Annotated in this window: 15 protein-coding genes and 1 tRNA gene; 9 read left to right on the top strand and 7 right to left on the bottom strand. The window is 70.2% G+C overall.

All coding sequences use genetic code 11. The annotated features are described in order from the left end of the window. The first annotated feature begins 117 nt into the window (after positions 1–117). Positions 118–1779, top strand: coding sequence for a flavin-containing monooxygenase (locus tag KPL78_RS14320; protein WP_255568983.1), 1662 nt, complete (start codon positions 118–120; stop codon positions 1777–1779). Then, on the top strand, positions 1769–3025 hold the full coding sequence (locus tag KPL78_RS14315; protein WP_219763627.1) for an aminopeptidase: 1257 nt from the start codon (positions 1769–1771) through the stop codon (positions 3023–3025). Before KPL78_RS14320 ends, KPL78_RS14315 begins: the two co-directional genes overlap by 11 nt. Positions 3026–3188: 163 nt before the next feature. Here the strand turns inward: KPL78_RS14315 and KPL78_RS14310 are convergent. Continuing rightward, positions 3189–3262, bottom strand: a tRNA-Gln gene (locus tag KPL78_RS14310). A 184-nt stretch (positions 3263–3446) separates the two neighbouring features. Here KPL78_RS14310 and KPL78_RS14305 point away from each other — a divergent pair. Both KPL78_RS14305 and KPL78_RS14300 read left to right on the top strand, forming a co-directional pair. After that, complete coding sequence (locus KPL78_RS14305; RefSeq protein ID WP_219763626.1) at positions 3447–4520, top strand: Ppx/GppA phosphatase family protein; 1074 nt, start codon at positions 3447–3449, stop codon at positions 4518–4520. A 10-nt stretch (positions 4521–4530) separates the two neighbouring features. Further along, complete coding sequence (locus KPL78_RS14300; RefSeq protein WP_219763625.1) at positions 4531–5211, top strand: RlmE family RNA methyltransferase; 681 nt, start codon at positions 4531–4533, stop codon at positions 5209–5211. Positions 5212–5886: 675 nt separating this feature from the next. Here KPL78_RS14300 and KPL78_RS14290 read toward each other — a convergent pair. Next, the gene (locus tag KPL78_RS14290) at positions 5887–6234 is read right to left on the bottom strand and encodes a cupin domain-containing protein (RefSeq protein ID WP_219763624.1); all 348 of its coding nucleotides are present in this window, start codon (positions 6232–6234) and stop codon (positions 5887–5889) included. 97 nt (positions 6235–6331) lie between these two features. On the opposite strand from KPL78_RS14290, the gene KPL78_RS14285 reads away from it, so the two are divergent. Then, the gene (locus tag KPL78_RS14285; protein WP_219763623.1) at positions 6332–9388 is read left to right on the top strand and encodes an AAA family ATPase; all 3057 of its coding nucleotides are present in this window, start codon (positions 6332–6334) and stop codon (positions 9386–9388) included. A gap of 46 nt (positions 9389–9434) precedes the next feature. On the opposite strand, the gene KPL78_RS14280 is transcribed toward KPL78_RS14285, so the two are convergent. From KPL78_RS14280 to KPL78_RS14265, 4 genes are all read right to left on the bottom strand, one after another. Continuing rightward, a complete protein-coding gene (locus KPL78_RS14280) occupies positions 9435–11336 on the bottom strand; it encodes a serine/threonine-protein kinase (RefSeq protein ID WP_219763622.1) in 1902 nt (633 codons plus the stop codon). 22 nt (positions 11337–11358) lie between these two features. Then, complete coding sequence (locus KPL78_RS14275; protein WP_219763621.1) at positions 11359–11724, bottom strand: winged helix-turn-helix domain-containing protein; 366 nt, start codon at positions 11722–11724, stop codon at positions 11359–11361. Between the two features lie 350 nt (positions 11725–12074). Then, on the bottom strand, positions 12075–13673 hold the full coding sequence (locus KPL78_RS14270) for an MBL fold metallo-hydrolase RNA specificity domain-containing protein (protein ID WP_219763620.1): 1599 nt from the start codon (positions 13671–13673) through the stop codon (positions 12075–12077). Positions 13674–13678: 5 nt separating this feature from the next. Next, on the bottom strand, positions 13679–14449 hold the full coding sequence (locus KPL78_RS14265) for an SDR family NAD(P)-dependent oxidoreductase (protein WP_219763619.1): 771 nt from the start codon (positions 14447–14449) through the stop codon (positions 13679–13681). A 200-nt stretch (positions 14450–14649) separates the two neighbouring features. Between KPL78_RS14265 and KPL78_RS14260 the strand changes: the two genes are divergently transcribed. The 4 genes from KPL78_RS14260 to acdA all read left to right on the top strand — a co-directional run bounded on the left by KPL78_RS14260 (position 14650) and on the right by acdA (position 18721). Then, positions 14650–15402, top strand: coding sequence for a Crp/Fnr family transcriptional regulator (locus tag KPL78_RS14260; RefSeq protein WP_219763618.1), 753 nt, complete (start codon positions 14650–14652; stop codon positions 15400–15402). 386 nt (positions 15403–15788) lie between these two features. Further along, positions 15789–16694, top strand: coding sequence for a hydrogen peroxide-inducible genes activator (locus KPL78_RS14255; RefSeq protein ID WP_219763617.1), 906 nt, complete (start codon positions 15789–15791; stop codon positions 16692–16694). Positions 16695–16725: 31 nt separating this feature from the next. Next, positions 16726–17514 carry a DUF533 domain-containing protein gene (locus KPL78_RS14250; RefSeq protein ID WP_219763616.1) on the top strand — a complete coding sequence of 263 codons (789 nt, stop codon included), beginning with the start codon at positions 16726–16728 and terminating at the stop codon, positions 17512–17514. 7 nt (positions 17515–17521) lie between these two features. Continuing rightward, positions 17522–18721, top strand: coding sequence for a 3-sulfinopropanoyl-CoA desulfinase (gene acdA / locus KPL78_RS14245; RefSeq protein ID WP_219763615.1), 1200 nt, complete (start codon positions 17522–17524; stop codon positions 18719–18721). Positions 18722–19117: 396 nt separating this feature from the next. Here acdA and KPL78_RS14240 read toward each other — a convergent pair whose 3' ends face one another. Continuing rightward, the gene (locus KPL78_RS14240; protein WP_219763614.1) at positions 19118–20080 is read right to left on the bottom strand and encodes a Bug family tripartite tricarboxylate transporter substrate binding protein; all 963 of its coding nucleotides are present in this window, start codon (positions 20078–20080) and stop codon (positions 19118–19120) included. Positions 20081–20114: the final 34 nt, after the last annotated feature.

The following is a 20114-nucleotide window of genomic DNA, read 5'->3' as shown; positions in this document are numbered from 1 at the left end:
CACCGCGGCGGGCATCAAGGCGATGCGACTTGCCCCCCGGCACCCGGCGCGGGACACTTCCGCCTGTCCAAGCCAACGACCCGCGCGACCAGGTGCGGGCAGAAGGAACGTTCCGCCATGAGTCCAGACGCCATGCCCGCCACGGGGCCCGAGACGCATGTCGACGCAATCGTGATTGGTGCCGGCTTCGCCGGCCTCTATCAGCTCCTCTGCCTGCGCGACCGGCTGGGGCTGTCGGTGCAGGTGCTGGAAGCGGGCGACGGGGTGGGCGGCACCTGGTACTGGAACCGCTACCCGGGTGCGCGCTGCGATTCCGAAAGCCACTCCTACGCCTTCTATTTCGACGAGGCGCTGCTGCAGGACTGGAACTGGTCGGAACGCTACCCGGGCCAGGCGGAAATCCTGCGCTACCTGAACCATGTCGCCGACCGGTTCGACCTGCGGCGCAACATTCGGCTGAACGCGCGCGTCATGGCCGCGGAGTACGACGAGGCGGCCAATCTCTGGCATGTCCGCACGGAGGATGGCGCGCGCTACGGCGCGACCTACCTGATCACCGCGGTCGGCTGCCTCTCGGCCGCGAACATCCCGCAGATCCCAGGCCTGAGCGACTTCGCGGGCCAATGGTATCACACGGGCCTCTGGCCGCATGAGGGCGTGGACTTCACCGGCAAGCGCGTCGGCATGGTCGGCACGGGATCGACGGGCATCCAGGCCGCGCCCGTCATCGCGCAGACCGCAGAGCATCTGACCGTCTTCCAACGCACCGCCAACTACTCGATCCCCGCACGCAACGCCCCGCTGACCGAGGACTTCAAGCGCTGGGCCAAGTCCCATACCGCTGAGATCCGCGGCCTGATGCATGCCTCGACCAACGGCCATCCCTTCCTGATGGAGGATCGCTCGGCCCTCGACGTCAGCGATGCGGAGCGGGAGAAGATCTACGAGGACGCCTGGGCCTATGGCGGTCTGCGCTTCCGCGCCGCCTTCCGCGACCTGCTGACCAGCAAGGCGTCGAACGACACGGCGGCGGCCTTCCTGCGGGCGCAGATCCGCAAGGTGGTGAAGGATCCGAGGACGGCGGCGATCCTGGCGAATATCGACCACCCCTTCGCCACCAAGCGCCCACCCATCGACAGCGACTATTTCGAGACCTTCAACCGCGACAACGTCTCCCTGGTGGACCTGCGTGCGACGCCGATCGAGCGCATCACGCCGGCCGGCATCCTGACCGCGGACGGGACCGAACACCCGCTCGACATCATCGTCTTCGCCACGGGCTTCGACGCCATGACCGGCCCGTTGCTGCGCATCGGCATCACCGGCCGCGACGGGCTTTCCTTGCAGGAGGCGTGGCGGGAAGGCCCGAAGACCTATCTCGGCCTGCAGATGGCGGGCTTTCCGAACCTGTTCACCATCACGGGTCCGGGCAGCCCCTCCGTGCTGACCAACATGCCGGTCTGCATCGAACAGCATGTGGAATGGATCACCGCCTGCATCGCCCATCTACGCGCGCAGGGCGTGGCCCGCATCGAGCCCGACCCGGTTGCCGTCGATCGCTGGGTCGCCCATGTGAACGACGCCGCCAACGCCACCCTGCTGCCGCAGGCCGGGCATTCCTGGTATCTCGGCGCGAACGTGCCGGGCAAGCCGCGGGTCTTCATGCCCTATGCCGGCGGCATGGCGCGGTATCGCGCCATCTGCGCGGATGTGGCGGCGCGCGGCTATGATGGTTTCGTCCTGGACAGCAGGACGCTGGAGACTGCGCATGAACGATGACGCGACCCTGCCCGACGCCCTGACCTTCGAGGCGCGGCTCGACCGCTTGGCCGAGATCGCCGTGAAGGTCGGGCTGAACCTCGCCCCGGGGCAGGAAGTGATGATGACCGCCTCGCTGGAGGCGCTGGACCTGTCCCGCCGCATCACCGAGCAAGCCTACAAGGCGGGCGCCTCCCTAGTCACCACCATCTATGGCGACGACCGCGCGACGCTGGCGCGCTACCGCCTCGCCCGCGACGAGAGCTTCGATGTCGCCGCCGACTGGCTCTATGACGGCATGGCGGCGGCCTTCCGCAAGGGCGCGGCGCGCCTCGCCATCGTCGGCGACGATCCCGCGCTGCTGGCGAACGAGGACCCGGAGAAGGTCGCGCGCGCCAACCGGGCGCGGTCCAAGGCGTATCAGCCGGCGCTGGAGCTCATCACCACCTCGACCATCAACTGGTCGCTGGTCGCCTCGGCGACGCCGGCCTGGGCGGCGGCGGTCTTTCCGGACGATGCGCCCGATGTCGCGCTGGCGAAGCTGTGGGACGCGATCTTCAAGGCGTCCCGCGTGGACGCCGCCGATCCGGTCGCGGCGTGGCGCGACCACAACGCCGCGCTGCGCAAGCGGCGGGACATGCTGAACGCGAAGCGCTTCCGTGCGCTGCAGTTCCGTGGCCCGGGCACCGATCTGCGCGTCGGACTCGCCGACGGCCATGCCTGGATGGGCGGTGCGAGCCCGGCCAAGAACGGCATCACCGGGAACCCCAACATCCCGACCGAGGAGGTCTTTACCACCCCCCACGCCGCGATGACCGAGGGCGTGGTCAGCGCCACCAAGCCGCTATCCTATCAGGGCACGCTGATCCGCGACATTCGCGTGCGCTTCGAGGGCGGACGTATCATCGAGACCAGCGCCAGCAGCGGCGCCGCCGTGCTGGAGCGCATGATCGGCACTGATGACGGCGCGCGGCGGCTCGGCGAGGTCGCGCTCGTCCCACATTCCAACCCGATCTCGCAGAGCGGCGTGCTGTTCCTGAACACGCTGTTCGACGAGAACGCGGCCTGCCACATCGCGCTCGGCCAAGCTTATTCCAAGTGCTTCGTGAGGGACGACCTGTCGGCGGCGGAACTCGACGCGGCCGGGGCCAACCGCAGCCTGATCCATGTCGACTGGATGGTCGGGTCGGCCGAGACGGACGTGGATGGAATCGGCTTCGACGGGTCGGTCGCGCCGGTGATGCGCAAGGGTGAGTGGGTGGATTAAGGCTTGCCCCGATCCGGTGGGAGCACCGGGTCGGGCGATGAGCTCGCTGAGGACACGACGCTGGAGTGCGGTAGCCGCTCCAGCGCGCGAGCAGGGGCGAGGCGAGACCACAGCTGCACCGTGGTGCGCCGTAGAGGCCTCAACGTCGTAGAGAAGGGAAGATTGGCTGGGGGACCTGGATTCGAACCAAGAATGCCCGAGTCAGAGTCGGGAGTTTTACCGTTAAACTATCCCCCAAGCGGGCCCGGCCATCGGCCGGGGCGGGGCATGTAGCACCCTCGGGCGGGGTGGGCAACACCGTCTGTGACATGTCGTGAGGTCCTTCCGCCAAGGTAAGCATGGAAAGCCCTTGCCCCGGCCCCCACATCTCCGGATCATGACAGCGAGACCGACAGCCGCCGCCGTTGGTCCGGACCCTGCAATGCCCGAGACGACGACACGCCCCGCCCCCGACCTCCCGCCCCTCCCGGCGGCGTCGGTCTTCGCGCGGAGCGACCCGGCATCCGCAGCCTTCGCTGCGCTCGATCTCGGCACCAACAATTGCCGGCTGCTGATCGCGGCGCCGACCGGGTCGGGCTTCCGCGTGGTCGATTCCTTCAGCCGCATCGTGCGGCTGGGTGAAGGGCTTGCGCAGTCGGGGCGGCTTGCCGACGGGGCTATGGACCGCGCCGCGACCGCCCTGCGCGCCTGCGCCGACAAACTCGCCCGCCGGCCGGTCCGGCGCTTCGAGGCGGTTGCCACCGAGGCCTGCCGGCGCGCGACCAATGGACGGTCCTTCCTGTCGCGCATCACGGCCGAGACGGGGCTGCATCTGCGCATCATCTCGGCGCGCGAAGAAGCCGAACTCGCGATGGAATCCTGCGCGCCGCTGATGGAACCGAAGGACCGGCGCGCCCTGCTGTTCGACATCGGCGGGGGCAGCACCGAGATCGCCTGGATCCGCGTGCCGGAAGGCGCGCATTACGGCGCTTCGCCGGAACTGATCGGTTACCTTTCCCTGCCGCTCGGCGTGGTGACGTTGGCCGAGCGCGCCGGGCAGGACTGCTTCACCGAACGCGGCTTCTGCGAGGTGGTCGCGGAAGTCGCCGACCACCTGGCGCATTTCGACCGCGTCCACTGCATCGGGCAGGAGATCCGGCGCGGCGGGGTGCGGCTGATGGGGACCTCGGGCACCGTGACGACGCTGGCCGGTGTCGCCATGGCGCTGCCGCGCTACAAGCGGCCGCTGGTGGATGGGAAGACTCTGGACTGCGAGGCGGCGGACACCGCGCTGGGCGACCTGTTCGCGCTGGGGCGGGAAGGGCTGGCGCAGCACCCTTGCGTCGGGCCGGACCGCGTGGAATTCGTGCTGCCGGGCTGCGCGGTCTATGCCGCGATCCGGCGGGTCTGGCCGACCGAACGTATCACGGTCGCCGATCGCGGCCTGCGGGAAGGCATGCTGACCCGCATGATGCGCGCCGATCGCTGCGCATCGCGCCGCCGCGCCGGGCGCTAAGGAATACGACATGGCGAAGCAACCGCCCGGCCAAGGCCGGGGCATGACGACGCGACTGCGCACGGCCGAGGGGCGTTCCACCGCGAGCCAGCGCTGGCTGACGCGGCAGTTGAACGACCCCTATGTGCGGGCGGCGAAGGAACGCGGATTCCGGTCGCGGGCGGCGTTCAAGCTGCTCGAGATGGAGGAGAAGCTGAAGCTGCTGAAGCCGGGCATGCGGGTCGTCGACCTGGGCGCGGCGCCGGGTGGCTGGACGCAGGTGGCAGTGGAGGCGGTGGGGCCGCGTGGCCAGGTGGTGGGCATCGACCTGCTGCCGATGGACCCGGTGCCGGGCGCGGTGACGCTGCAGGGCGATTTCACGGAACAGGAGGCCGAAGACCGCGTGATCGCGGCCATGGGCGGCAAGGCCGATGCCGTGCTGTCCGACATGGCGCCGAACACGACGGGGCACCACGCGACAGACCATCTGCGCATCATGGGGCTGGCCGAGATCGCGCTGGATTTCGCCCAGCGGGTGCTGGCGCCGGGCGGGGCCTTCATCGCCAAGGTGTTCCAGGGCGGGACGGAGGCGGAGATGCTGGCAACGTTGAAGCGGGACTTCGCGGTGGTGCGGCACATGAAGCCGCCGGCGAGCCGGAAGGACAGCGCGGAACTGTATGTGGTGGCGACGGGGTTTCGTGGGCGGGGGTAGAGTGTGCCTCACGGGTGCGTGTGCTGATTTGGACAAATTGCAGGGGTGGCGGGAAGGATCGGTGCGGGGCTGATTCGAAAGTCAAAGAGCGGCGATGGAATAGAAAATCATTCCTATCGCATTCTGTCCCGCCCGTCCATGGCCTCTTGCGGATGCCTGCTGCGTTTCGTCGCCTGCTCGTCGTGATACCGCGCCTGCACGCCCTCGATCCGCTCGTCCTCGCCAGCCTTGCCCGTGACGCGGTGGACGAGGCGGTGCTCCCGCGTGACCGGAAGCCCGCGAGTGGTCCCTTCAAGGACTCCGGCTTGCCGATGCCGGCGAAGGGATGCCGGCGGGCATCCCCGATCAGGGCGTTGATGCGCTTGAAGACGTCCTGGTCCTCGGCTGCCCGCTGGAGATAGTCGGACCAGCCTCTCCGCCGTGAAAGCCGGCTTCACCGGGCCTTACCGGCTTTGGGCTCGATCAGGGCATGTTCGGTGGCGCCACCGGCCGTCGCGGCCTGGACGGAGCGTAGCTGACGCCCTCCCGCGAAGCGCCCGCAAACATGCACGTCCGCTTCCCGCGCCAAGCCTTGGCTTCCACCCTCCCCACCGGCGCAGCAGCGCAACACACCAAAAAACGGAGGGGGATTCGGGGGAGGTGTTCCTCCCTCGACCTTCTTCGGCCGTCAGCGCGTCACGGCCAGACCTTCGACCGTCCGCCTTCCTGGTCCTTGTCCGCGTCGAGCGGCGTGTCCCCCAGGTTCACGACGCGCTGGATCACGCCGACCTCGTCGCGCTTCACCGGCTGGCCGGCGACGACGTCTTCCGGGTCCTGGGCGACCCATTCCCCGTCAATCATCAGGTAACGCTGGATGCGTCCCGACTGCTTGTAGGTGACAGTGAAGGCGCCCGGGTGGAACACGGCGCGGGTCACCGACCCGGCGGGCCAGTGAATCTCGTAGGTCGCCATGTCGGCGTCGGCGTCGAAGCTTGCCTCGCGAGCCTTGGCGAGGGGCATCTTCTCAAAGGGATCGTTGGACATGTGATGGTCGATCCTTCATCTCTGTAACCGTAGGTGGTATCGCATTCTCATGTCGGCTGCGGAAGAGCCCAACAGGTGCCCGAGATGCGGGACGCCCGTGCTTGCGGGTGCCCGGTTCTGCCATGGCTGCGGGCAGTCCCTGACGCCTGTGCCGACGCCGCGGCCCGAGGAGCGCAAGGCGCTCTCGGTGCTGTTTGCCGATATCCGCGGTTCGACCCGGCTGATCTTCAATGAGGACCCGGAACGCGCGCGCGAGTATTTCCGCCCGGCCATGGATGCGATGGTCGAGGCGGTGCGGCGCTATGGCGGCACGGTCAACCGCGTGGTCGGCGACGGCATCATGGCGATGTTCGGCGCGCCGGTGGCGATGGAGCAGCACGCGCTCGGCGCCTGCTGCGCGGCCATCCACATGCGCGACTTGCTGCGGCGGATCGGGCAGGAACAGCGGGCGCGGCACGGCATCGACATCGCGACGCGCATCGGCGTGCATTCGGGCGAGGTCGTCGTCCATGATGTGGCCAATGATCTCTCCGCCGGGCTCGATGCGGCGGGGGCCGTGGTGCACATCGCCGCGCGTATCGAACAGGCGACGGAACCGGGCGAGGCCTGGATTTCCGCGGCCACGCTGCGGCTGGTTGAAGGTTATGTGACAGTCGATACGCCGCGCATGCTGGACCTGCGCGGTGCCAGCGAACCGGTGGAGGTCTATCGCCTCGTCACCGTCGATCCGCGGCGGCCGCGGCTCGAAGTGGCGACCCGGCGGCGCCGGACGCCCTTCATTTGCCGGACCGGCGAGATGTCGGTGCTGGATGCGACGCTGAACCGGTCCATTGCCGGGCATGGCGCCGGGGTCGTCCTGGTCGGCGATGCCGGCTGTGGCAAGTCGCGCCTGGTGCATGAATTCCTCGCCCGCCAGCCGCATGACAATCCGCGGGTGATGCACGCCTTCTGCCAGCGCTACGACGCGACGACGCCGCTCGCGCCCCTGGCGAGCCTCGCGCGCAGCCATTTCGGCATCGAGCCCGAGGACGACACGGCGCGCGTGCATGATCGGGTGGAACAGGGGCTGCGCGACGCCACCGGCATGGCCGATGCCGTGCCCGCGCTGGTCGCGACGCTGAGCCACGGGCCCGAGGAACCGTTCTGGAAGGCGCTCGCCCCCGACCAGCGGCAGCGCAGGCTGCATTCGGCCTTTGCCGGCTGGTTCCGCCACCTCGCCGACCAGTCCCCGCTGGTGCTGACCGTCGAGGATCTGCACTGGGCCGATGGCGAGACGCTTGCCGTGCTGGACCGCGTGGCGGATAGCCTGCCGGCGTCGCGGCAGATGCTGCTGCTGGATCACCGGCCGGAATTCACCCACGCCTGGCCGGACAGCATCAGCGCGCTGCGCGTCGACCCGCTGACGCGCGACAGCACGCTGGAACTGATCCGGCGCATGCTGGGCGATGCCGTCGGCAACCATCGCCTGGCCCGGCTGCTCGCCGAACGCACCGGCGGCAATCCCTTCTTCCTCGAGGAATGCATCTCCTCCCTGCTCGAACAGGGCGCCCTGGTGGGGGAGGTGGGGGATTACCGGCTGGTGGCGGATGTCGACACGCTCGACCTGCCGGACACGGTGCGCAGCCTGATCGCATCGCGCATCGACCGCCTGCTGCCGGCCGACAAGCAGGTGCTCCAGGCCGCGGCGATCATGGCGCGGGAGGTCGCGCCGCCCGTCCTCGCCGCGATGCTGGAGCGGCCGGAGCGCGAGGTGGTCCCGGCCCTGGCGCGCCTCGCCCATGCGAATCTGATGGGCGGCTCGCTGGAAGGCGAGGAGGCAGTCTTCGAGTTCCGCCACGCGCTGATCCAGGAAACCACCTATGCCGGCATGCTGAAGACCTATCGCCGCGACCGGCACGCCCGGCTGCTGGCGGTGCTGGAAGGTCCGCATGGCGAGCGCATGACCAACCGGGTCGAGGCGCTGGCGCTGCATGCCGCGCGCGGCGAGGCCTGGGCCAAGGCGGCACGCTATGGCCGGCAGGCGGGGGCCAAGGCCGCGGCGCGCTCGGCGAACCGGGAGGCGGTGCAGTTCTTCGAGCAGGCGATCGGCGCCCTGAAACACCTGCCGGACGCCGAGGAGGTGCTGCAGGACGCGGTGGATATCCGCTTCGACCTGCGCACGCCGATGTTCCGGCTCGGCCAGGTGGCGCCGTTGTTCGAACGGCTGCGCGAGGCGGAGCGGATCGCGCAGCGGCTCGGCGACCACCACCGGCTTGGGCAGCTCGCCATTTTCATGAGCCATCAATGCTGGCTCGCGGGGGACAATGCCGGCGCGATCGGGGCCGCGGAACGGGCGGCGGCGATCGGGCGCAGTGCCGGTGATGCGGCGCTGGTGGTGCGCGCGGGATTCCAGGCGGGGCTCGGCCAGGTGGGACTGAACCAGTTCGCCGCGGCGGCGACGGCCATGGCGACGGTGGCCGAGCTTGCGGAGCAGCCGGGCTATCTCGATCGCTTCGGGCTCGATCGGCCGCTCGCCGTGGTGGCGCTGGGCTACCGGGCGCGGGCCTTGTCGGAACTGGGGGAGTTCCAGCGGGCCTCGGAGGCGGTGGAAGCCTGCCAGGCGCTGGCCGCGACGGTGAAGCGGCCCTTCACCTCGATCTTCGCATCCATTGCCGAGGGGCATCTGCGCCTGATGACGGGCGAGCCCAACGCGGCAATGACCTCGTTGGAGGCTGCGCTGGATTTCGCGCGAAAGGCGGAGACGGAGCTGATGATCCCGGTCGCCGAAGGCTTCTTCGGCGCGGCCTGCACGGCCGCCGGGCGCTGGCGGGACGGGGTGCAGCAGCTCTCCGCCGCGGTTGCGCATGCCGATGCGATGGGCTTTCTGTACCAGCAGCCATTGCGTCTCGCCCTGTTGGCCGAGGCGCATCTCGCCGCCGGGGAAGACGAGGCGGCGGCGACGCAGGCGAAGGCGGCGCGGAACCTCGCGGAGCGGCAGGGTGCGCGGGGGGCGCTCGCTCATGCGCTGATGATCGAGGCGCAGATCGCCCGGCGCGCCGGCGACGAGGCTATGGCCGAAACCACCTTCCACCGCGCGCTCGGCATGGCCGAGGAGCTGTCGATGCGACCCCTTGCCGTGCGCATCCGCGCCATGATGGACAGGCCCCCACACTGAAGTCCTTCAGTGTGCGTTCACCTTTGCGCGGGGGCGGTGATTCAGATCACAGCACGGCGTCGATGCGCTTCGGGCGGTTCACCGCGCCGACCGAGGAGAGCACGACGATGTCGCGGCCATGGTCGGCCCCGCTGATGGTGGCGCGTAGGCCCCAGCCCTTCGCGGCGACTGGAATGCCGGGGGCCTGCCAGGGAATGCGGATCTCGGCCGTCCCGCCCGGCGGGATGGGTGGCAGCGTGGCGTCCCCGAGCGGCCGCCATTGCGCGGCGCGCAACGGCACGTCCGGCGTGGTGCCCTGGGCGGCGAAGGCAACAGGCAGGGGCGGGGTCGGCGCGTCGCCGCGGTTGGTGGCGCGCAGGCGGATGTCATTGCCGTCCAGCGCCAGGTCGGGGGAGGCCCAGGGCCAGTCGGCGGCGCGGGGATCGGTCTCGAAGCTGGTGCCGGGCGCGGCGTTCCAGGGGGTGACGTGCAGCACCGGCTTGTCGGATGCGGCGGCGATGGCGAGGCGGTAACGCCCGGGCTTCTCCCGCGCCGCCACGATGACAATGACCTGGGCGAGGCCCGCTGTCGGCACGAAGCGTGTCCAGTGCCGCGCATCGATGCGGATCAGGTCCTGCAGGAACTCCTGGCCCGACCCGTCGCGGCGGATGAGCAGGAGCTGGACCAGCGGGTCCTCCATGCCCTGATCGACGGCGAAATCGACCTGCAGCAGGGGCGGCGGCGCGCCGGCCAGGTCGATGATGGTGTAGCGCGCGGCGAAGCCGGCCCGCACCGCGCCGGCCGGGATCTCGAAGACATAGGGCTTGGTCGTGAGGCGTTCGGCGTGGATGGTCTCGTTCGGCCAGACGAAGGGGCGCTTCTTCGCGAAGCGGCCGCCATCGGCATCGTCCTCGACATAGTCGAAGCGCAGGTCGACCACCGGCTTCGCCGTGCCGTGCATCCAGTTGGCGACGAGGAAATTGCCCCAGTCGGTCTCGGTCGAGAGCGTTTCGCCGCCCTTCACGTCGAGGTGCTCGAAGCGGTCGAGATGGCCTTGGCCGACCACGAGGCTGCGCGCCTCGCGCAGATCCTGCAGGATGTAGCCGGTCTCGTCGATCATGCCTTCGAGGATGGCGCGCATCACCTCATGCCCGCCGGTGATGTCGCGCGGGACCTTGCCGTGCTGCTCGCACATCCAGCGCCAGAACAGGGCGGCGGCGTAGGAATGCGGGGCGATCTCGCCGCCCGGGGCGTGGTGGAACAGCAGGGGCCGGCCCGGATCGCCGAGCAGTTCGGCGCCGTCCTTGAGGTAGCGGTCGCCGGAATTGAGGACCCAGTCCTCGGCAAGGCGCGCACCGCCCTCGCGCAGCGCGGCGTAGAGGGGCGAGGTCTTCGCCGTGGTCGGGTTGTAGAGATACTGGACGCGGTGAAACAGCTCATGCGCGACGGTCAGCAGCGCATCGGGGCCGTCGAGGCGGGTGGAGACCCAGAGATGGTCGAGCCAGACCTCGGTGCCGCCGCGGTAGTTCGCGCCGGCCTCGCCGCCATGGGTGCAGAGGCGGATGGTCGCGGTCGCCGGCACCTTGAAGCCGAGCTTCCGGTAGATCTCGGCCGAATAGGCCGCCATCAGCGCCACCGCCTGCACATGGGCAGGATGCGCGGGGTCCGAGACCTGGCCGAGGGCCAGGCCGCCTATGGCGACATCGGTCGGGCCGGCCGGCGGTGCGGCGCGGTCCGGCGGCAGGGCGTGGAAGGGATGCGTCACCGCGTCGAGGGTGTAGACGACGGTGATCGGTCCGGCGCGGAAGCTCGTCCAGGAGGCTTCCGGGCCGGGCAGAGGACCGAAGGCCGGGCCGAGCGCCGGATCGCCGCCGGGCGGCGGCTGGACCGGTTCGGCCGAAAGCGGCAGCGCATCGGAGGCGGAGCCGCAACGGCACACGCCCAGCCGGAACAGGGATCCGAACAGCATGCCTCGTCTCCTCGCGTGATCGTTATTTTCCGGTGCGCCGCGCGAGGGCTGTCAGCCGCGGCAGCGCGGCGCGCTGGGCCGCCCGTTCGATGGCCCGGTAGTCGGCGACGAGGTTCCGCCCCGCATCGGTCAGCGTCGCGCCACCACCCCGAAACCCCCCGGTGCTGGCATCGATGACCGGAGTGTTGGCGAGTTTGTTCAGCGCATCGACGAGGTCCCAGGCGCGGCGGTAGCTCATACCGAGCGCGCGGCCAGCGGCGGAGATGGAGCCCTCGCGGTCGATCGCCTCGAGCAGGCGGATCTTGCCAGGGCCGATGCGCCCGCCATCCGGCAGGTCGATTCGAAGGCTGAGCATGGGCTGGGCGGCGGGGGCGGCGGCTTCCGTCATGCCGCGATCCTAGGCAGGTGCGCGGCAGGGCGGAAGCGAGTCGGGTCACGTCGAGTGGGGCGTCGGGACGTTCCTCACGCGCGCGACGAATGGGTGGGGAAGGGGAGTGGAGACGGGTCTCGCGCCTCCGCGCCTTGCCGCTCAACCCGCCATGCTCCGCGAGACCTTGGCTGCCCCGGCTCCCGCCGCATGGCGGGCCACAAGGGTGCCAGGCCAGCGCGGGGCGCGCCGCACAATGCGGCGCCAGCGTGGAACCACCCTGCCCGACGGCAGGGTACGGTTCGCAAGGACCTCTCGGCGTTCGCCTGGGGGCGCGGCACGGCAGAGAGGGGCTTTCCCCGACCTCCGCCCTACGCCGCGTCCAGCGCCCGCCGCAGCGCGCCCATCAACCGGTCCCGCGCGGCGGCATCCGGCGCCTTCTCGATCGCTTCGTCGATGCCCAGCAGCAGCGCCGCGCGGGCGTTGTGCCAGTCCGGATGCCCGGCCGAGGCGGGATCGCTGCGCCGCCGCGTCACCTCCTGCCGCACCGGCGCGCCGCCGCGCGGCAACAGGTAGCGATCGTCCAGAACGGGCATGATCACCTGGTCTTCGCGCGCGATGCCTTCGCTGACGACGCGCTGCGCCAGGGCCTGCATCGCGGGTTCTTCGCCATGCACCAGGAATACGCCACCGGCGACAGGCCCGCGCGCGCGCAGCCAGGCGGCGAGTTCCACCGCATCGGCATGGCCGGAATAGTCGCGAATCTGACGGATCTGCGCAGCGACGTGAATGGGCTCGCCCTGGATGCGGACCTCGCGCTTGCCCTCCTGCAGCAACCGGCCGAGCGTGCCTTCCGCCTGGTAGCCGGTGAGCAGTACTGTTGCCTCCGGCGCCCAGAGCCAGCGCTTGAGGTGATGACGAATGCGCCCGGCATCGCACATGCCGGACCCGGCGATGATGATGTGGAAGCCTTCGACCGTCGCGATCTGGCGGGATTGTTCGCCGGTCTCGGTCTGGTGCAGCAAGGGGGATCGCAGGGCGCGCCGCACATCGGTGCCGTGATCGAGTTCCGCCGCGTGGTCGAGGAAGATTTCCGTCGCGCGGATGGCGAGCGGGCTGTCGACGAAGATCGGCGCCTGCGGAATGCGGCCCGACTGCATCAGCGTGACCAGGTCCCAGCAGATCTCCTGCGTGCGCTCCACGGCGAAGGCGGGGATCAGCAGCGCGCCGTCCGGATGCACGGCGTCCTTCACGAAGGCTTCGAGGCGCGCGCGGCGTTCCTCGTGACCGACGCAGGGCTTGTCCTCGTCGCCATAGGTGGATTCGCAGAAGACGTGATCGACGCCCTGTGGCCCTTCGGGGTCGTGGTGGAACACCGTGCAGTCGGGGCCGAGATCGCCGGACACCAGAATGCGTGTCGGCGCGCCGTCCTCCTCGGCGAATTCCAGCTCGATCGACGCTGAGCCCAGCATGTGCCCGGCGTTCCACCAGCGCGCCCGCACGCCGGGCAGGGCGTCCAGCGCGATCCAGCGATCCATCGGCACAGGGCGGAAGGACTGGATCGCCGCGCCGGCATCGGCCGCGGTGTAGATGGGTTCGACCGGCGCGCGCCCGCGGCGGCGGTTGCGGCGATTGAGGTGATCCACCTCCATCTCCTGCACATGCCCGGAATCCGGCAGCATGACGGAGCACAGATCGACCGTGGACGCGGTCGCATGGATGTGGCCGCGGAAGCCATCCTTCACCAGTTTCGGCAGCAGGCCGGAATGGTCGATATGCGCATGCGTCAGCAGCACCGCGGCGATGCTGCGCGGGTCGTAGGGGAAGGGTTCCCAGTTCAGCGCCTTCAGCGTCTTGGGGCCCTGGAACATGCCGCAATCGACGAGGAAGCGCGTGCGCGGCGTCTCGAACAGCAGGGAGAGGCCGGTGACGGTGCGGGCGGCGCCGCAGGCGCGGACGGTGACGGGCATGGGGCCTACTCCGCCGTCACGCCGCCATCGACCGGCAGCGCGATGCCGGTGACGGCCGAGGATGCATCCGACAGCAGGAACACCGTCGGGCCGGCAATGTCCTCCGGTTCCATGATGCGTCCGAGCGGGATGCGCGCGCGCGCGGCCGCGACGACCTTCGGATCGGCCATCAGGTCGGCGGCGAGCGGCGTGTTCACCAGCCCCGGGCAGACCGCATTCGCGCGGATGCGATGCGGCGCGAGTTCCAGCGCCATCGCCCGCGTCAGCCCCATCACCGCGTGTTTCGTCGCCGCATACAGGCTGCGGTTGCGCGACCCGACCAGCCCGGCGACCGAGCTGATGTTCACGATCGACCCGCCATGCCCCGCCTTCACCATGCCGCGCGCGACGAGCTGCGCGACGAGCGTCGCCCCCTTCACGTTCAGGGCGAGGACGCGATCCATTTCTCCCTCGGTCGCCTCCAGGAAGGGTTCGCGCGTCACGCTGCCGGCATTGTTGACCAGCCCGTCGAAGGGGCCGGCATCCGTCAGCGCAGCCCGGATCGCGGCCGGATCGGCGGCGTCGAAGGGCAGCACCGTCGCCGTGCCGCCGGACGCCGCGATCTCGGCGGCGACCGCTTCCAGCCCGTCCCGCCGCCGTGCCGAGAGCGTCACGACCGCGCCGCTTGCTGCGGCTGCGAGCGCAACCGCTCGCCCGATGCCGAGCGATGCGCCGGTCACGAGAATTCTTCTTCCGTCGAGACGAAATGCGGGCGCAGCCTGGGTCACGGCGGTCATCCTCCGAGTCTTTGTCGCGTGCGAGTTTCGGTGGTCCGGGCGGCGACGCAACCACGGCGAAGATCTGTCAGTGCCGTGATCCATGCCAGCACGTGTTTCATCTTGATGTGCCTCAACAATACTAGGAGAGTGCGGCCGTGGCCGACCGGCCACGGGGATAGCGCGGGCACGCACCCCGCCGAGCCAGGTGAACGCACGATATGCATCCTCTCGACAGCACCCGGGCGCTGATGGATGGGCTCGGGTCGGAGGCCAATCTCTGCGTGAAATGTGGTTCGCGCTCGGTCGGCCTGTGCGCGCCGCTCGACGTCGCGGCGCTCGACGATATGTCTGGCGAGAGCGAGCGGCTGTCGCTCGATGCGCGCGACACCATCTTCCACCAGGGCGACACCGCGCGGCACGTCTATACGCTGACGGAAGGAATGGCGCGGCTGACCCGTGTGCTGCCGGATGGCCGGCAGTCGGTGATCGGCTTCCGCTTCTCCGGCGACATCCTCGGCTTCACCCCGGCGGCGGAGCATGCCTTCGGGGCCGAGATGCTCACCCGCGGCATGGTCTGCCGGCTGGACCGCAAGCGGCTGGAGCAGCTGTTCCGCCGCTATCCGGCGCTGGAGCGCCGCTTCCTCGACCTTTGCGTGAAGGAACTGGCGGCGAGCCAGGATCACATTCTCGCGCTCGGCCGCTTCAGCGCCGAGGAGCGCGTGGCGGCCTTCCTCGTCTCGCTTGCCGAGGCGCAGGAGCGGCGCGGCCGTGCCGGGCCTGTCTTCGACCTGCCGGCGACGCGCGCCGATATCGGCGAATTCCTCGGCCTGACGTTGGAGACGGTGAGCCGGGCGATCTCCGCCTTCCGCAAGCGCGGCTGGATTCGTTTGCACGGCCATTCCGGCATCGAGCTGCTGGACCGCGAGGCGCTGGTCAGCCTCGGCAGCGGCGACGGGGCCGACGCGGCGTAGAGGCCTCGGTTGGACCGAGAGGGGCTTTGCCCCTCTTGGGGTCACCCCACCAAAGGCCACAGGGCCTTTGGAAACCGATACCTGAGTGTTGGGCAGGAAGCCGGTTCCGTGGTGTCGAAGCGAGCCTGGTGCGCGGCGCTCGGGCATGCTTCCGGACGTTGAATACGAAACGCGTGTCTGGAATTGGCCAGAGCGCCGCGCCCGGCGCCAGGTCAAGGTTTCCAAAGGCCTCGGGCCTTTGGCGGGGTGGCTTGGAGGGGCAGCGCCCCTCCAATCTTCCGACCGCACCCGTCATTCCCTGGCTGCGGTCGTCCTTCACCTGCGGCATGGCCGCGTTGCATTCCTCCCCCTGGTGTCATGCATCTTCAGCGTAATCTTCACTGCCCATGACCGCCCTGCCGAGTCCCCAGCAGCTCCGCTACCTCGTCGCGCTCGCCGAGCATGGCCATTTCGGCCGTGCCGCCTCTGCCTGCGCCGTCACCCAGTCCACCCTGTCCTCCGGCATCTTCGCCCTGGAACGCCAGCTCGACGCCGCACTGCTCGAACGCACGGGGGGCAAGCGGCCGGTCTTCACGCCGCTCGGGCGCGAACTGGTCGGGCGGGCGCGCACCGCGCTCGCCGCGCTGACGGCCCTGGTCGAGACGGTCGAGACCGCACGGGATCCCCTGACCGGGCCGCTGCGCCTCGGCACTATTCCGACCATCGGGCCGTTCCTGCTGCCCCGGCTGATGCCGCGCCTGCGGGAGGCGTTTCCGCGCCTGCGGCTCTGGCTGCGGGAGGACATCACCGACCGCCTGGTCGAAAGCCTGGAATCCGGGCGGCTCGACCTGCTCCTCCTCGCGCTGCCCTGCGATTGCGGGGAGATCGAATCCGTCGACATCGCCGAGGATCCCTTCCACGTCGCCTTGCCGCCCGGCCACCGCCTATCGGCGCTGGAGGCGATCTCCCCAACCGCCCTGGCCGGCGAGCGGATCATGCTGCTCGAGGATGGCCACTGCCTGCGCGACCATGCCCTGTCCGCCTGCGGACTACCGGGCGCAGCGGCCTCGGAGGAGTTCGCCGCGACCTCCCTGCACACCCTGGTGCAGATGGTGGGCGGCGGGCTCGGCCTGACGCTGCTGCCCAGCCTGGCGGTGGCCGGCGGGGTCACCGCGGGGGCGGATGTGGCGGTGCGGCCGCTCGATGGTGCCTTCGGCCGGCGTATCGCGCTGGCCTGGCGGGCGCGCAGCCCGCGCGCGGAGGAGTTCCGCGCCCTCGTGCCAGCCATTGCGGCGGCGCTGCACGGCCTGTAGCAACAGAGGCTCGGAGGAAGGGATCCGGGCCGTGGCGCAGTTCGACCTGGGCGGGATGCTTGGAACGGTGCTGGGTGGCGGCCGGCCGGCGCGGGGCACGCGACGGCGCGGCGGCCAGCAGGATCTCGGCCGCGCGCTGGCGATGCTCGCCGGCGTCGCGATCGAGGCACTGGCGAAATCCCAGCAACAGCAGCCGGCGCCGCCCCCACCGGCGCCGCGCCGGGGCGGGAAGCCGCTGCCGGGCGGATGGGGCGATGCCGTTCCCGCCGGCACGCCGCCGGCCCGGAAGCCGGCGCCCGCTCGCGGTTCCGTTCCGCCTTCCGGCGGTCCCTGGGGGGGCGCACCGGTGGGCAAGCCGGCCCCGGCGCCGCGCGGCGATCCCTGGGGCTCGGCCCCCGCCGGGAAGCCGGCACCGTCCGATGCCTGGAACCCGGTGCCGGGCGTGCCCGCCCCGCCGCCGGTCTCGGCCGAGGACCGCGAGGGGCTGCTGATGCTGCGCGCCATGATCGCGGTGGCCAAGGCCGACGGGCAGATCGATTCCGAGGAGCGCGCCCGCATCGCCGACCAGCTCGATGCCGCCGGGCTCAGCCAGGCCGGGCGCGATGCCGTGCTCGCCGCCTTCGACAGCAACGCCACGCCGGAAGCTCTGGCGCGCGAGGCCGCGGACCCGATGCTCGCGGCCCAGCTCTACGCCGCCGCCGTCGCGGGCGCGGCCAGCATCGAAGGCGCGGAGCGCGCCTGGCTCGACAGCTTTGCCCGCGCGCTGCGCCTCGACCGCGCCGCCGTCGAGGCCATCGAACGCCGCATCAGGGGAGAATGAAACGATCATGGAATGTCTGACCGAGGCCGAAAGACGCTTGCGGGACCATGCGCGGGAGGTCGCGCAGGAGGCTGCCGCCCAGGCCGCCGAGACCGACCGCTCCGAGCAATATCCCTGGGCCATGGTTCGCCGCATGGCCGAGGCCGGTTTCATGGGGCTGACGATTCCGAAGGCGATGGGCGGCCCGGGCCTGTCCTATTTCGACGCGGTCCTGGTCATCGAGGAATTTTCCAAGGCCTGCGCCGTCTGCGGCCGCATCGCCGTGGAAGCCAATATGGGCGCGGTTGGCGCCATCATGGCCTATGGGTCCGAGGCGCAGAAACGCATCGCCGCGGGCCTGGTCCTGGCCGGCGACAAGCCCGCCATCCTGATCACCGAGCCCGAGGCTGGGTCCGCTGCCACCGACATGCGCACCCGCGCCGTGAAGCGCGGCCATGAGTGGGTGATCGACGGCGACAAGACCTGGATCACCGGCGGCGGCGTCTCCCGCCTGCACCTGGTCTTCGCCCGCGTCATCGAGGATGGCGAGGAGAAGGGCATCGGCGGCTTCATCGTCGCCCGCACCGGGGAAGGCATGCCGGACGGCATGACGGCCGAGCGCATCCCGTCGATGGGCCTGCGCGGCATGCCCGAGGCCAATATCGCCCTGCGCGGCGTGGTGGTGAAGGACGACATGGTGCTGCGCCCGCCCGGCGGCTGGGCGCGCGGCTTCGGCCGGCTGATGGATGCGTATAACGGCCAGCGGGTCGGCGCGGGAACCGTGGCGCTCGGCCTTGCCGCCGGGGCTTATGGCCATGCGCTGGAACGGGCGCAGTGCCGCCGGCAGTTCGGCCGGCCGATCGCGGAGTTCCAGGGGCTCGCCTGGATGCTCGCCGACATGTCGATCGAACTGGAAGCCTCTCGCGCGCTGATCTGGCGTGCGGCGCGCTCGGCCGGGCCGAACGGGTTCCCGGACCGGCTGGCCGCGGCCCAGGCGAAGGTCATGGCCGCCGACATGGCGATCCGCGTGACCAACAACGCGCTGCAGGTTTGGGGCGCGGCGGGGTACTCACGGGAGAACCCGATGGAACGCTATGTCCGAGACGCGCGGATGTTCGCCATCGCCGGCGGCACGGCGCAGGTGCTGCGGACACAGGTGGCGGAACAGATCCTGGGGCGGAAGCTGCCCCAGACACGGGATGGGTTCGTTCGGATCGCTGCGGATTGAAGGCGGGGAGGGGCTTTGCCCCTCCCCGAGACCCCACCCCACCAAAGGCCGAAAGGCCTTTGGAAACCTCAAGCCGCCCTCGCTTGAGGTTCAGGCTGATTCTGGGGATGGGCTTGGCAATATTCGTGTTAGATCAATGAGATAAATTCGTCTTCTGCCGCAGGCTGCCCGCGGCAGCGTGCCACGGCGCAAGGCGCGGTCACGGCGCATCGCTGGCTGCCTGCAAATCCCGGAGGCAGACGTCGCGCCAGTCCTGCCCGGCGCCAGGTGATCGTATCCAAACGCCTTGTGGCCTTGTGGCCTTTGGCCGGTGGGGGTTCGGTGGAGGGCAGAGCCCTCCTCCGTTCCATCAGGGCCGCGAACCGCGCGTGTATCGGGCGGCGCCTTCCGCCTTGGTCAGTTTCGCGGCACGTCCAGCCTTTGCAGGATCGGTCGCCACTGCTCGTCCGACCGTTTCAGGAAGGTCGCGAAATCGTCCGGCGTGCCGCCCGCGAGGAACTGCCCCTCCGTCGTCAGCCTGTCGCGGATGCGCGCATCCTGCAGGGCCTCGTTCGCCGCGGCGTTCAGCCGCATCACCATATCGGTCGGCGTGCGCGCAGGGGCGAGCATCCCGAACCAGGACAGCACATCCAGCCCCGGCGCGTATTGCGCGATGGACGGCACGTCGGGCGTGGAGTCCACCTTGCGTGCGCTGGTCCAGGCGATCAGCCGCCCCTGGCGGTTGCGATAGACCGGCTGGGCCGTGCTGCCCGCGACGATCAGCATGTCGAGGTCGCCGGCGAGGAAGGCGGTGAGCTGCGCGGAATCCCCGCGATAGGTCACGTCCTGCATGGTGATGCCGAGCCGTTCCATGACCATCAGCATCGCGACATTGGTCAGCGTCGTCGGGCCATTGGTGCCATAGGTCATCTGGCCCGGCCGCGCCTTGGCCGCGGCCACCCAGGCCGGCACGTCCACCGGGCCGCCCTCCAGCCGGGTGATGATGCCGAAGGGGAAGGTCGTCGCCAGCATCACCGGCGCGAAGTCATCCACCTTATAGGGCAGGTTGGGCACGATGACCGGGTTGATGGTCAGCGTGGTGCCGGCTGCCATCAACAGCGTCAGGCCATCGGGCCGGGACCGCGCCACGTATTCGGCGCCGATGACGGTATTCGCGCCGGGGCGGTTCTCCACCTGCACGGGTTGGCTGAGCAGCGTCGTCATGCGCTCGGCCAGCAGCCGGGTGACGACATCCGTGCTGCCGCCCGGGGCGAAGGGGACGATGATCGTGATGGGCCGCGCGGCCCCCTGGGCGAAGGCCGGCGCGGGAAGGGCGGCGAGGGCGCCGAGCAGGGGCCGGCGCCCGAGGCGGAATGTCATGGGGATGGAGCTTCCTGGACGTTCTGGTTGGGCC

Origin of the sequence: Roseomonas alba, assembly GCF_019430885.1 — a bacterium.
GTDB classification, from domain to species: Bacteria; Pseudomonadota; Alphaproteobacteria; order Acetobacterales; family Acetobacteraceae; genus Neoroseomonas; species Neoroseomonas alba.
This window is presented reverse-complemented; position numbering and strand designations above follow the sequence as displayed.

Excerpts from the sequence above, each read along its gene's own strand:
- KPL78_RS14320 (WP_255568983.1), top strand. The coding sequence starts at position 118 with ATGAGTCCAGACGCCATGCCCGCCACGGGGCCCGAGACGCATGTCGAC.
- KPL78_RS14315 (WP_219763627.1), top strand. The coding sequence starts at position 1,769 with ATGAACGATGACGCGACCCTGCCCGACGCCCTGACCTTCGAGGCGCGG.
- KPL78_RS14305 (WP_219763626.1), top strand. The coding sequence starts at position 3,447 with ATGCCCGAGACGACGACACGCCCCGCCCCCGACCTCCCGCCCCTCCCG.
- KPL78_RS14300 (WP_219763625.1), top strand. The coding sequence starts at position 4,531 with ATGGCGAAGCAACCGCCCGGCCAAGGCCGGGGCATGACGACGCGACTG.
- KPL78_RS14290 (WP_219763624.1), bottom strand. The coding sequence starts at position 6,234 with ATGTCCAACGATCCCTTTGAGAAGATGCCCCTCGCCAAGGCTCGCGAG.
- KPL78_RS14280 (WP_219763622.1), bottom strand. The coding sequence starts at position 11,336 with ATGCTGTTCGGATCCCTGTTCCGGCTGGGCGTGTGCCGTTGCGGCTCC.
- KPL78_RS14275 (WP_219763621.1), bottom strand. The coding sequence starts at position 11,724 with ATGACGGAAGCCGCCGCCCCCGCCGCCCAGCCCATGCTCAGCCTTCGA.
- KPL78_RS14270 (WP_219763620.1), bottom strand. The coding sequence starts at position 13,673 with ATGCCCGTCACCGTCCGCGCCTGCGGCGCCGCCCGCACCGTCACCGGC.
- KPL78_RS14265 (WP_219763619.1), bottom strand. The coding sequence starts at position 14,449 with ATGACCGCCGTGACCCAGGCTGCGCCCGCATTTCGTCTCGACGGAAGA.
- KPL78_RS14260 (WP_219763618.1), top strand. The coding sequence starts at position 14,650 with ATGCATCCTCTCGACAGCACCCGGGCGCTGATGGATGGGCTCGGGTCG.
- KPL78_RS14255 (WP_219763617.1), top strand. The coding sequence starts at position 15,789 with ATGACCGCCCTGCCGAGTCCCCAGCAGCTCCGCTACCTCGTCGCGCTC.
- acdA (WP_219763615.1), top strand. The coding sequence starts at position 17,522 with ATGGAATGTCTGACCGAGGCCGAAAGACGCTTGCGGGACCATGCGCGG.
- KPL78_RS14240 (WP_219763614.1), bottom strand. The coding sequence starts at position 20,080 with ATGACATTCCGCCTCGGGCGCCGGCCCCTGCTCGGCGCCCTCGCCGCC.